Source organism: Streptomyces actinomycinicus, from assembly GCF_016741775.1.
Lineage (GTDB): Bacteria > Actinomycetota > Actinomycetes > Streptomycetales > Streptomycetaceae > Streptomyces > Streptomyces actinomycinicus.
This window is the reverse complement of the sequence record NZ_JAERRK010000009.1, coordinates 126,851-139,592: the sequence shown is the minus strand read 5'-3', so window position 1 is coordinate 139,592 and position 12,742 is coordinate 126,851. Positions and strand designations below refer to the sequence as shown.

General features: G+C 69.6%; 10 protein-coding genes. 1 reads left to right on the top strand and 9 read right to left on the bottom strand.

What is annotated here, in order from left to right:
- Window positions 1-28 precede the first annotated feature (28 nt).
- Window positions 29-421: a PIN domain-containing protein gene (locus tag JK359_RS19890; protein ID WP_201837399.1), complete on the top strand. Its 393-nt coding sequence runs from the start codon at window positions 29-31 to the stop codon at window positions 419-421.
- Between the two features lie 73 nt (window positions 422-494).
- On the opposite strand, the gene JK359_RS19885 is transcribed toward JK359_RS19890, so the two are convergent.
- The 9 genes from JK359_RS19885 to JK359_RS19845 all read right to left on the bottom strand — a co-directional run bounded on the left by JK359_RS19885 (window position 495) and on the right by JK359_RS19845 (window position 12,635).
- Window positions 495-1,943 (bottom strand): ArnT family glycosyltransferase, encoded by a 1,449-nt coding sequence (locus JK359_RS19885; protein ID WP_201837397.1) that lies wholly within the window; start codon window positions 1,941-1,943, stop codon window positions 495-497.
- Between the two features lie 73 nt (window positions 1,944-2,016).
- Window positions 2,017-3,543, bottom strand: a complete 1,527-nt coding sequence (locus JK359_RS19880; protein WP_201837395.1) for an amino acid permease — start codon at window positions 3,541-3,543, stop codon at window positions 2,017-2,019.
- A gap of 144 nt (window positions 3,544-3,687) precedes the next feature.
- On the bottom strand, window positions 3,688-5,616 hold the full coding sequence (gene dxs / locus JK359_RS19875; protein ID WP_201837393.1) for a 1-deoxy-D-xylulose-5-phosphate synthase: 1,929 nt from the start codon (window positions 5,614-5,616) through the stop codon (window positions 3,688-3,690).
- 201 nt (window positions 5,617-5,817) lie between these two features.
- Window positions 5,818-7,128, bottom strand: coding sequence for a sugar ABC transporter permease (locus tag JK359_RS19870; RefSeq protein ID WP_201837391.1), 1,311 nt, complete (start codon window positions 7,126-7,128; stop codon window positions 5,818-5,820).
- Window positions 7,125-7,925: an ATP-binding cassette domain-containing protein gene (locus JK359_RS19865; protein WP_201837389.1), complete on the bottom strand. Its 801-nt coding sequence runs from the start codon at window positions 7,923-7,925 to the stop codon at window positions 7,125-7,127. The genes JK359_RS19870 and JK359_RS19865 overlap by 4 nt, the downstream gene beginning before the upstream one ends.
- Window positions 7,926-8,134: 209 nt before the next feature.
- A complete protein-coding gene (locus JK359_RS19860; protein ID WP_201837599.1) occupies window positions 8,135-9,241 on the bottom strand; it encodes a substrate-binding domain-containing protein in 1,107 nt (368 codons plus the stop codon).
- Between the two features lie 133 nt (window positions 9,242-9,374).
- Window positions 9,375-10,574 carry an ROK family transcriptional regulator gene (locus JK359_RS19855; protein WP_201837387.1) on the bottom strand — a complete coding sequence of 400 codons (1,200 nt, stop codon included), beginning with the start codon at window positions 10,572-10,574 and terminating at the stop codon, window positions 9,375-9,377.
- A 186-nt stretch (window positions 10,575-10,760) separates the two neighbouring features.
- Complete coding sequence (locus JK359_RS19850) at window positions 10,761-11,684, bottom strand: carbohydrate ABC transporter permease (RefSeq protein ID WP_201837385.1); 924 nt, start codon at window positions 11,682-11,684, stop codon at window positions 10,761-10,763.
- A 15-nt stretch (window positions 11,685-11,699) separates the two neighbouring features.
- A complete protein-coding gene (locus JK359_RS19845) occupies window positions 11,700-12,635 on the bottom strand; it encodes a carbohydrate ABC transporter permease (RefSeq protein ID WP_201837383.1) in 936 nt (311 codons plus the stop codon).
- Window positions 12,636-12,742: the final 107 nt, after the last annotated feature.

The window sequence follows — 12,742 nt, the reverse complement described above, 5'->3', positions numbered from 1 at the left end:
GGTCCCCGGCCGTGGGACCCTGTGTGGCATGACCGGTCCCGCGGACCCCGCTGCTTCCCCCGCCCCCCTGCTCGTCGTCGTCGACGGCGCGAACGTCGTCGGCTCGCGGCCCGACGGCTGGTGGCGGGACCGCAAGGGAGCGGCCGAGCGGCTGCGGGACCGGCTGGCCGGTGAGGGCCTGCCCGGGCACGCGGGGCCCGTGGAGATCGTACTGGTGGTCGAAGGCGCGGCCCGTGGAGTGCAGTCCGTGCCGGGGGTGCGGGTGGAGTCGGCACCGGGCAGCGGGGACGACCGGATCGTGGAGCTGGCCGCCGAGCACACCGGCCGCGCCCGGCTGGTGGTGACCGCCGACCGCGAGCTGCGGCGCCGGGTGACGGAGCTGGGCGCGGAGGTCGCCGGGCCGCGCACGGTCCTGGGCTGACCGCGCCCGTCACGGTCCCGGCGCCCGGGCCTCCGGCGCGGCCCCCGCACGGTCCGGGACCGAACCGCACCCCCTACGGCTTCGGCACCCGGGCGTACAGCACCGCCCCGTCCACCCGGGCCACCTCCTCGTAACCCGCCGTCAGCAGGCGGCGCAGGGCCGGGACGCGGTCGGGGGCGTACGGCTTGCCCCGGGAGTCGTCGACGACCAGGGCGGGGCTGTGCGCGGCCAGCTCCCGCCGGAAGACCGGCCAGGCCCCGGCGACGGCGTACTCCTCGCCGACCTGCGGGCCGTCCCGGCCCCCGCTGTAGTTGGTGAGCAGGCCCGCGGTGAGGTAGCGGGTCGCGGGGGTGCGGCCGGCCAGCCAGTACGTCTCCGGGTGCATCCCCCACACCAGGACCCGGTCGGCGGGCCCGGTGCGCTGCGCGAGGGCTCCCGCGAGGCGCTGGGCGTGGGCGAGTTCGGGGCGCGGGGCGGTCAGGCCCCAGACGAGGAACAGGACGCAGCAGCAGGCCGAGGTGAAGACGGCGGCCTCGTGCCGTTTGCGGGGCTGGGCCCGGAGCGCGGCGGCGGCCAGCAGGGCCAGGGGAGGGGTGAGCTGGAGGAAGTAGTGGCCGAAGAAGTGGAAGCCGAGGGTCACCGCGAGGGCCGACGAGGCGAGCCACAGCCACAGGTCGACGGCTGCGCCGCGGGCCGTGCGCAGCGTCCGCAGGACCGGCGGGAGCAGGCCGGCGCAGGCTCCGGCCAGGATCGCGGTGTTGGTCAGCGCGCGGGCCAGTACGTGGAGTTCGGAGCCGGTGAAGGAGGCGTAGGCGCCGGAACCGGTCACGGTCCAGAACAGGAACCCGGCCGGATCGGTCAGCAGGGCCGCGCCCAGCACGGGGACGGCCGCACCGGTCCCGAGGCGCAGCGCGCCGGCGGGGCCGGCGCGGTGACGATGCAGCAGCCACACCACCGGCAGCAGTACCGCCCCGCCGGTCTGCTTGGTGAGGAAGGCGCAGGCGACGGCCGTTCCGGCGGCGCCCCAGCGCCCGCGGTCCGCGCACCACACGGCGGCGGCCGTCCACGGCAGTATGAACACCTCGAAGGTGGCGGCCTGTGCGTCCTCCGGGTTCAGTCCGACCGAGACCAGCAGATACAGCACCCCGGCGGTGCGGCCCGCGCCGTCGCCCCAGCGGCGCCGGGCCAGGGAGGCCAGGGCGACGGCGGTGGCCAGCTGGGCGAGGACCGCCAGCACCCGCAGCGGGGTCAGGGAACCGGAGCCGCAGACCGTGAAGGCGGCCTGGTACAGCCAGGGCAGCAGGGGCGGCTTGCGGTCCACCACGGTCTCGTAGAGCCGGCCGCCCTCGCCGAGGAGCCGGGCCTGGACGGCGAGGTAGCCCTCGTCGGGGTTCCACAGCGGCCCGGTGAAGGACGGCAGGCGGGTGACACAGGCCAGGGCCGCGAGCAGGGGCAGGAGCCGCGTCCAGTACGCCGTCCGGGTGGAGCCGGTCCGTGCGGGAGCGAGCGGGGCGGCGAGCATGGGCAGCACGCTATCCGGCCCCGCCGTCCGTGCCGAAGCAGGACATACGGGGCCGGAGCGGGGATCTGACCGGTCAGGCCGTGTCGCCGTGCGGCGGGTGCTCGATCTCCTCGGCCGTGGTCTCCTCGTGCCGGCCGAGGCGGCTGTGGGAGCGGCCGTAGAGGAAGTAGACGACGATGCCCACGGCCATCCAGACCGCGAAGCGGATCCAGGTCTCGGCGGGCAGGTTGAGCATCAGCCACAGCGAGGCGCACACCGACAGGATCGGGAGGACGGGCACCCAGGGGGTGCGGAACGCGCGGGGAAGGTCCGGGCGTGTCCTGCGCAGGATGATGACGCTGACGGCGACGATGACGAAGGCGAACAGCGTGCCGATGTTCACCAGTTCACCGAGGGTCCGGAGGCTGGTGAAGCCGGACACGATCGCGATGATCACACCGAGCAGGATGGTCGGCCGGTACGGCGTCCGGAAGCGCGGGTGGGTCCGCGAGAAGAACCGCGGCAGCAGCCCGTCACGGCTCATGGCGAAGAAGACGCGGGTCTGGCCGAGGAGGAGGATCATGCAGACCGTGATCAGCCCGATGGTGGCGCCGAAGCTGATCAGACCCGCGTACCAGGGATGCCCCGTGGCCTTGAACGCCTCGGCCAGCGGGGCCTCCACGGACAGGCTCTTGTACTTCTGCATGCCGGTGACGACGATCGAGACCGCCACGTACAGCACCGTGCAGATGAAGAGCGACCCGATGATGCCGCGCGGCATGTCGCGCTGGGGGTTGCGGGTCTCCTCGGCGGCCGTGGCCACGACGTCGAAGCCGATGAACGCGAAGAACACGATCGAGGCGCCGGTGAAGATGCCCATCACGCCGAAGTCGGACGGCGCCCAGCCGAACATCAGCTGGATCAGCGGGGTCTTCAGACTGGTCCCGGCCGAGGTCGGCGCGGACGGCGGGATGAAGGGGCTGTAGTTGGCGGAGTTGACGACGAACGCACCGGCGATGATCACGATGAGCACGACGGTCAGCTTGATCGCCACGACCACCTGGGTGACCCGCGCGGACAGTTTCATGCCCAGCACGAGGATGCCCGTGAGCACCAGGACCAGGAACGCGGCGCAGATGTCGAACCCGAAACCGTCGGCACCTTCCCGGCCGGCGAGCGCCGCGGGGATGTGCCAGCCGATGTTGTCGGCCAGGAACGACCGGAAGTAGCCCGACCAGCCGACGGCGACCACCGCGGTGCCCAGCGCGAACTCCAGCACCAGGTCCCAGCCGATGATCCAGGCCGGAAGCTCGCCGATGGAGGCGTACGAGAAGGTGTACGCGGACCCGGCCACCGGCACGGTGGAGGCGAACTCCGCGTAGCACAGCGCGGCCAGGGCGCAGACGACACCCGCCACGACGAAGGACAGGGAGACCGCGGGACCGGCGGCGTCCCTGGCCACCGCGCCGGTGAGGACGAAGATGCCGGTGCCGATGATGACGCCGACGCCGAAGACGGTCAGGTCCAGCGCGGACAGGGACTTCTTGAGCGCGTGCTCCGGTTCCTCGGTGTCGAGGATGGACTGCTCGACCTTCTTCGTCCGGAAGAGGGTGCTGCTCACGGGCCTACCTCCCACACGCTCGTCATCCTCGACATGATCGAGAGGGCTGGGGATGCGTATGCCCCGGCACAGGCAGGTTCACGCAAAAGGGCCGGTTCCGCCACCGGGAGAAGTGGCGGAACCGGCCCCTGACGAGCGGGGGCGCTAGTCGCGCGCGGGCTCCACGGAGTCCACCGCCTCGGCCGTACGGTCGAACTTGCCGTCGAGCCTGGCGACCAGCCCGGTGACCTGGCGGGCGATGTCCGGCGCGGTCAGCCCGATCTCGGCCATGACCTCGGCGCGGGAGGCGTGGTCGAGGAAGCGCGGCGGGATGCCGAAGTCACGCAGCGGCACGTCCACGCCGGCGTCCCGGAGGGCCTGGGCGATCGCGGAGCCGACGCCGCCGGCCCGGCTGTTGTCCTCGACGGTGACGACGACCCGGTGCCGCTCGGCGAGCGGGGCCATGGCCTCGTCGACGGGCTTGACCCAGCGCGGGTCGACGACGGTGGTGGAGATGCCCTGCTTCTCCAGCAGGGCGGCGATCTCCAGGCACATCGGGGCGAGCGCGCCGACGGAGACCAGCAGCACGTCCGGCCGGTCGGTGCCCGGCTCGCGGAGCACGTCCATGCCGCCGACCCGTCCGACGGCCGGTACGGCGGGACCGACGGCGCCCTTGGAGAAGCGCACCACGGTCGGCGCGTCGTCGACGGCGACGGCCTCGCGCAGCTGGGCCCGTACCTGGTCGGCGTCGCGCGGGGCGGCCAGCCGCAGCCCCGGTACGACCTGCAGGATCGACATGTCCCACATGCCGTTGTGCGAGGCGCCGTCGGTGCCGGTGATGCCGGCCCGGTCCAGTACGAAGGTCACCCCGCACTTGTGCAGGGCCACGTCCATGAGGACCTGGTCGAAGGCGCGGTTGAGGAAGGTGGCGTACACCGCGAAGACGGGGTGCACCCCGCCGTGCGCGAGGCCGGCCGCGGAGACGGCGCCGTGCTGCTCGGCGATACCGACGTCGTACACGCGTTCGGGGAAGCGCTTGGCGAACTTGTCCAGGCCGACCGGCTGGAGCATGGCCGCGGTGATCGCGACGACGTCCTCGCGCTCCTCACCGAGCTTCACCATCTCCTCGCCGAACACCGAGGTCCAGTCGGCACCGGAGGAGGCGATGGGCAGGCCGGTGTCCGGGTGGATCTTGCCGACGGCGTGGAAGCGGTCGGCCTCGTCCTGCAGGGCGGGCTGGTAGCCGCGGCCCTTCTCGGTCAGGCAGTGCACGATCACCGGGCCGCCGAACCGCTTGGCGCGGGCCAGCGCCGACTCCAGCGCCTCGATGTCGTGCCCGTCGATCGGTCCGACGTACTTCAGGCCCAGGTCCTCGAACATGCCCTGCGGGGCGATGAAGTCCTTGAACCCCTTCTTCGCTCCGTGCAGGGTCTCGTACAGCGGCCTGCCGACGACCGGCGTGCGCTCCAGGAGTTCCTTCGTCCGGGCCAGGAACCGCTCGTACCCGTCGGTGGTGCGCAGGGTCGCCAGGTGGTTGGCCAGTCCGCCGATGGTGGGGGCGTACGACCGCTCGTTGTCGTTGACGACGATGACCAGCGGCCGGTCCTTGGCATCGGCGATGTTGTTCAGCGCCTCCCAGGCCATGCCGCCGGTGAGTGCCCCGTCACCGATGACGGCGACCACGTGACTGTCCCGTTTGCGCAGCTCGTTGGCCTTGGCGATGCCGTCGGCCCAGCCCAGGACGGTGGAGGCGTGGCTGTTCTCGATGACGTCGTGCTCGGACTCGGCCTGCGAGGGGTAGCCGGACAGGCCGCCCTTCATCTTCAGCTTGGAGAAGTCCTGCCGGCCCGTGAGCAGCTTGTGCACGTAGGACTGGTGGCCGGTGTCCCACAGGACCTTGTCCTTCGGGGACTCGAAGACCCGGTGCAGGGCGATGGTCAGCTCCACCACACCGAGGTTGGGGCCCAGGTGCCCGCCGGTCTTGGAGACCTCCTGGACGAGGAAGGTCCGGATCTCCTCCGCCAGCTGGGCCAGCTCCTCCAGGCTGAGCCGGTCCAGATCGCGCGGTCCCCTGATGCGGGTCAGCAGCGGCACCCGTGCCTCCTTGCAGTAGAGCTGATCGAGCTGTTGCCGGGCCAGTCGAGTCTAATGTTCATGCTTTGCGGGACACGACAGCGCCCGGTACCTGAAGGCACCGGGCACTGGTCCCACCCGAAGGGGCGCGGGGAACTGCGCGACGAGCCGTGACAGGCCCGCACCCGCAGGTCACACCCGCGCCCCCCCGGCGGCCGGGCGCTACGCGCGCCCCGCCGTCTTCTGCGTCTTGCGCGTGATGGAGTCGATGACCACCGTGGTCAACAGCACAGCGGCGGTGATCATGTACTTCACCGGCTCCGCGATGGACTCCAGCTGGAGACCGTACTGGATGGACACGATCACCAGCACACCGAGCAGCGCGTTCCACGTGCGGCCACGGCCGCCGAAGAGCGAGGTGCCGCCGATCACGGCCGCGGCGATCGCGTTCATCAGCAGGTCGCCGGTACCGGCGCTCTGGTTGGCCGAGGCGATCTTCGAGGCCAGGAAGAGACCGCCGATGGCCGCGAAACCGCCGGAGATCGCGAAGACGGAGATCCGTACCGCCGTGACGTTGATGCCCGCGCGGCGGGACGCCTCCACGCTGCCGCCGAGGGCGAAGACCTTGCGGCCGTAGGAGGTGCGCCGCAGCACGAAGTCCGTGCCGACCAGGAAGGCCAGGAAGATCACCGTGGCCAGCGGCAGACCCTTGTACTGGTTGTACATGTAGGCCCCGGCGAAGGAGACCACGGCCAGCAGCACCGTGCGCAGGACCGTGTCGCTCAGCGGCCGGGACGGGACGCCCGCGGCCTCCCTGCGCCGGTTGCCGAGGAAGGAGGTCACGAAGAACAGGACGACCACGACGACGGCCAGGCCGTAGGCGGCGGCCACATCGGTGAAGGTGTACGTGGTCAGCTTGCCGATCAGACCGTCGCTGTCGAGGTTGATCGTGCCGTCCTCGCCCAGCACCTTCAGCATGAAGCCGAGCCAGAAGAGCAGACCGGCCAGCGTCACGGCGAAGGCGGGGGCGCCGAGCACCGCGAAGAAGAAGCCGTGCAGGGCGCCGATGGCGGCACCGGCGGCGATGGCGACGAGCACGGCCACCCACTCGGGCCAGCCCTGGTTCACCGTGAGGACGGCGGCGAGGGCACTGGCCGCGCCGCTGACCGAGCCGACCGACAGGTCGATCTCGCCGAGCAGCAGCACGAAGACGATGCCCACGGAGATCATGCCCGTGCCGACCATCGTGACCGTGATGTTGCTGATGTTCTGGGCCGAGAGGAACTCGGAGTTCAGGACCTGGAAGATGATGCAGATGATCGCCAGGCCCAGGACGACCGGGAGGGAACCCAGCTCGCCGGCCTTCATCTTGCGCTTGAACTCGTGCCAGTAGCCGAGCAGGCCCTCTTCCTGCACCAGCAGGCGCGGGTCGACGGCGGTGACCGCGGCCGCCGCGGCCTCGGGGTTCTCGACCGCGGCCTCGTCCTGCGAGGACGTCTTGCCGAGGTTCGCGGAGGTCTTGTCGATGCTCACTTGGAAACCTCCCCGTTGGTGCCGGAGGTACGCGCCGCACGGCGGGTCACGGCGTTGTCGGTGGCGCCGGTGATGGCGGAGATGATCTCCTCCTGCGAGGTCGTCTTGACCTCGAAGACGCCGTTGTTGCGGCCGAGGCGCAGGACGGCGACCTTGTCGGCCACCGCCTTCACGTCCGCCATGTTGTGGCTGATGAGGATGACGGCGTGACCGCGCTCGCGCAGGCGCTCCACGAGGTCGAGGACCTGGGCGGTCTGCTCGACGCCGAGGGCGGCGGTGGGCTCGTCCAGGATGACCAGCTTGGGCTCGCCGAGCATGGAGCGGGCGATGGCCACGGTCTGGCGCTGGCCGCCGGAGAGCGAGGCGATCGGGATGCGCACGCTCGGGATGCGGATCGACAGCGTGGTGAGCAGCTCGCGCGAGCGGCGCTCCATCTCGACCTCGTCCAGGACGCCCCACTTCTTCAGCTCACGGCCGAGGAACAGGTTGCCGACGACGTCGATGTTGTCGCACAGCGCGAGGTCCTGGTAGACCGTCGCGATGCCCAGCGTCTGGGCGTCGTGCGGCTTGCTGATCGACACGGGCTTGCCATCCCATTCGATGACACCCTCGTCGATGGGGTGGACGCCGGCGATCGTCTTGACCAGCGTGGACTTTCCGGCACCGTTGTCGCCGACCAGGGCGACCACCTCACCGGCGTGGATCTCGAGCTCTACGTCGGTGAGCGCCTGAACGGCACCGAACCGCTTGGAGACCCCGCGCAACGCCAGCACGGGCGTAGCGGACACGTGAACCATCTCCTTCGCCGCCTGACCCGGCGGGAGGTTGTGCAGAAAACTGGGTGGGTGGGCTGGGGATGCCCGGGGGAGTTCCGTCCGGCGCCCCGCGCCGAGCTTGCGGGGCTGTCTGATGCACGGGGCACCGGAGGAGCCGTGGGCAGTCGGTCGTCTTCCCTCAGGGGCATTCAAGAACGGATGCCCCGGGGCGGGAAGGGACGCCGGACTGCTTACTTGTCGAGGCCGAGCTTGGCGCAGGCGGCCTTGTACTTGCCGTTGCAGATCTCGGCGGCGGTGTAGACGCCGTCCTTGATGACGGTGTCCTTGATGTTGTCCTTGGTCAGCGAGGTGACCGCGACGAGCACCGCGGGAACGTCCTTCTGCGAGTTGCTGGAGACCTTGTCCTTGGCGACGGAGTCCAGCGACTTGCCCTGGGCGAGCGCGACGGCCATCTCGGCGGCGGCTTCGGCCTCGGGGGCGTACGGCTTGTAGACGCTCATGTACTGCTCACCGGAGACGATGCGCTGCACACCGGCCAGCTCGGCGTCCTGGCCGGTGACCGGGACCTTGACGCCCGCGGCGTTCAGGGCGGTGATGATGCCGCCGGCCATGCCGTCGTTGGCGGAGTACACGCCCGCGATCTTGCCCTTGCCGACCGAGGAGATCGCCGCCTCCATCTCGGAGTTGGCGTTGTCCGGCGACCACTCCTTGGTGTCGTACTCCTTGGCGATGGTGACCTTGCCGTCGAGGACGGAGTGCGCGCCCTTCTTGAACTGAGCGGCGTTCGGGTCGGTGACCGAGCCGTTGATCATGACGATCTTGGAGGACTTGGTGGCCTTGTCGCCCAGCGCCTTCAGCAGCGCCTCGCCCTGGGTCTTGCCGACCTCCTCGTTGTCGAACGAGGTGTAGGCGCTGATCGGGCCCTCGGCCAGACGGTCGTACGCGACGACCTTGATGCCGGCGTCCACGGCCTTCTGGACCGAGTTCTGGATGGCCTTGGCGTCCACCGCGTCCACGATCAGGACGTCCACCTTGTTGGTGATCATGGTGTCGACCTGCTGCGCCTGCAGGTTCGCGTCCTGGCGGGCGTTGTTGTACTCGACCTTCGCCTTGCCGTTCGTCAGCTCGCTGATCTTCTTCTCGATCAGCGGCCTGTCGAACTTCTCGTAGCGCGCGGTCTTGTTCTCCGGCAGGAGCAGACCGACCTTGATGTCGTCACCCTTCTTGGCCGACCCGGAGGAAGAGCTGTCGCCGCCCTTCGACTCCTTGGCGCTGCCACAGGCGGCCAGCGAGACGGCCATCGCCCCGGCGGCGACGGCAACGGCGGCACGACGCATACGTGCGTTCACTTCACAAACCTCCCTGACGAGGCCGCGTCGTTGCGGCCGAGGTGGCTGGAAGTCAACTCGGCCTCACGTGCGACGTCAAGAAGTAAATCCTTAACGAGATGGCAACGGTGCCATCCGTTCTCTAAGTGAAGGCAGGGGCGGACACGGGCGAGGACCCCTCCAAAAGGGTCGAATCGCCCATTTCGCTGAGGGCGAGGGCGAGCGCCCCGAGCACCTCGGCACGGCCCCCAAGTGCACCCGGGAGGACGGACAGTTGACGTGCCGCACTGGGGATGGCGTAGCGGCCGACGGACTCCCTGATCGGTCCGAGCACCAGCTCACCGGCCTCGGCGAGATCACCGCCGAGGACCACCCGGCTCGGGTTCAGCAAGTTGCAGAGATTGGCCACTCCACTGCCGATGTGACGGCCGACGTCGGCGATCACGCGACGGCAGCCCGGGTCTCCTTCCCTGGCCAGCCGGACGACGCCTTCCATGGTCAGGTCGGCGCCGTGACTGGGCTGGAGCAGCGGGAGCACATAGCGCGCGGCCGCGAAGGTCTCCAGGCAGCCGCGGTTTCCGCAACGGCAGACAGGACCGGATTCATCGAGTGTAATATGTCCGATTTCGCCCGCGGTGCCGCCCGGGCCGCGATAGATCTTCCCGTCGATCACCAGACCGGCGCCGACACCGCTCGCCACCTTGATGTACGCCAGGTCGCGCACCCCCTTGCCGCCGCCCCAGACCAGCTCTCCCAGGGCGCCCAGGTTGGCGTCGTTGTCCACGTGGACGGGCACGCCGAGCCGCTCGCGCAGCTCCTCGGCGGGCTTGGTGCCGCCCCAGCCGGGCAGGATCGCGGTGGATCCCAGCGTCCCCGATTCCACGTCGATCGGCCCGGGCACGCCGAGGCCCACGCCGGCCACCTTGGTCCGGTCCACCCCGGTGGCCGCGATCAGCCGGTTGACCAGCTGTTCGGCCCGGTCGAAGCCCTGGTCCGCGGAGGCGTCCACGTCCAGCGGCTCGGCCTCCTCGGCCAGGACCTGATGGGCGAGGTTCCCGATCGCGACGCGCAGATGGGTGTGCCCGAAGTCGACTCCGATCACGATGCCGGCGTCCCCGCTCAGACTGACGCTGCGGGCTCGCCGCCCGCCCGCCGAGGTGGGCGTGACCTCGACGGTTCCGCCGTCCTTCAGCTCCCGCACGATATTGGAGACGGTCGCGGCGGACAGACCGGTCGTCCGCGCGATCTCCGCCTGCGTGAGGGAACCGGCCAGGCGTACGGCCCGGACGACCCGCTCCAGGTTGGCTCGGTGCAGTGATGACTGCGACCCTGGAGTCTCCACGACGACCTCCTGAGCGCGGGGCCGCTTCGGCGAGGCCCCGTGTATGTCCAACTAGTGAACTCTAAGCTGAGCCGTTCGGGGTGACTCCCGTCAAGAGGTTGAACCGTTTCCGGGTAGTCCGGACACATACGCGCACGCCGCCCCGGACCTCCGGGACGGCGTGCGCGCGGCGCTCGGGGAGCGCGGTTATTTCAGGGTCGCCGAGGTCAGACCCGCCTGCACCTGACGCTGGAAGGACAGGTACACCACCAGCATCGGGATCATCGCGATCGTCACACCTGCGAACAGAACCGGCAGGTCGGAGGCGTACCCCTGCTGCTGTTGCAGCTGGATCAGACCCTGGGTGAGCAGGTAGCGCTCGGGGTCGGAACCGCTCTGCGGCTGCATCAGCACCGTGGGCAGGATGAACTGGTTCCACTGCCCCAGCGTGTTGAAGATCCCCACGCTGATCAGTCCCGGTTTCGCCATGGGCAGCATCACCTGGAAGAAGGTCCGGGTGTGCGAGGCGCCGTCCAGGATCGCCGCCTCGTAGACCGCCGTGGACTGGGTCCGGAAGAAGGCGTGCATGAAGAACACCGTGAACGGCATCGAGTAGGCGACGTAGACCAGGATCAGGCCCTGGTAGGTGTTGAGCATGTCCAGCCGCTTGACCATGAAGAACAGCGGGACGAGGGCCAGGAACACCGGGAACATCGCGCCGGCCACGAAGAAGTAGTACAGCAGCCGGTTGCCCCAGAAGCGGTACCTGGCCAGCACGTACGCGGCCATCGACCCGAACAGCATCGTCAGCGGCACCGAGAACACCAGGACGATCACGGTGTTCAGGAAGTAGTCGCCGATGCCCTTGTCCCAGGCGCGGCTGAAGACGTCGAAGGACCAGTGCTGCGGCCATCCGAAGGCGGACCCGCCGATCTGGGTGTCGCTCTTGAAGGAGCTGAGCACCAGCCACAGCAGCGGCAGCACGATCAGCAGGGCCCACAGGGCGAGGAAGCCGTGGGAGAAGGCGTTCAGGGCCACGCCCTCGCCGCGCCGGTCGCCGGGGCGGACGGGTGTCTTGGCCACGGGCCGCTCGGCGGGAGCGGGGAAGGTTTCCTTGATGGGTGCGCTCATCGTCGTCTCTCCCGCTCAGAACTCGATGCGCTCGCGGCGGGTGGCGCGCAGCGTGACCACGGACAGGACCAGCGTGAGCAGCAGCATGACCACACCCATGGCGCAGGCGTAGCCGCTCTTGCCGTAGTAGAGGAAGTTCCGCATCATCACCGTCGACATCACGTCGCTGTGGTGGTCGGGGCCGCCGCCGTACGCGCCCATGTTCTGGGTCATCGAGGAGACCAGTACGAACATGTCCATGGCGACGATGCCGAGGTAGACCCAGGCCGTCTGCACGGTGTCCCACAGCAGGGGCAGGGTGATGCGGAAGAAGGACTGGCCGCGGCCGGCGCCGTCGATCAGGGCGGCCTCGTAGATGTCCCTCGGGACGGACTGCATGGCGGCGGAGAAGAGCACCAGGTAGAAGCCGACGCCGTGCCAGACCACGACCAGCAGCAGTGCCCACAGCACCATGTCCGGCTCGTTGAGCCACTCGACGGGGCTGTCGGCGTCGACCAGGCCCAGCTTGATCAGGAAGCCGTTGAGCAGACCGCCGCCGTCACTGCGGTACACCGCGTTGAACAGCACGGCGAGGATGGCCAGCGACAGCACCTGCGGGAAGAAATAGACGATCTTGTAGAGCCTGGACCCGGCGACCCCCTGGACCCCGCCGGCCCGGCCGCGTCCGCCCGCGTTCAGCATGAAGGCGAAGAACAGTGCGAGCAGAATCGTGATCACCGGGATGAAGACCAGGAAGAAGACGTTGTGCCAGATGGCCTTCAGGAAGACGTCGTCCTCCACCAGCGCCTTGTAATTGTCCAGACCAACGAAGTCGAAGGTCTGCGACTGCCCCTTCCAGTTCGTCAGTGAATAGCCGAACGTCTGGATGTACGGCCAGATCACGAAGATCAGATAAAGCGCCACGGGGACGAAGAGAAACCCCGCGACGAACCGGTACTGCCCTTTGCGCATACCTGCCCCTGATATTCCGGTCGTGCGAGCGCCCCGGAAGGGGTGCGGGGGAACTGCGCGACGAGCCAGGACGGGCCCGCAGCCGCAGGTCACACCCGCACCCCCAC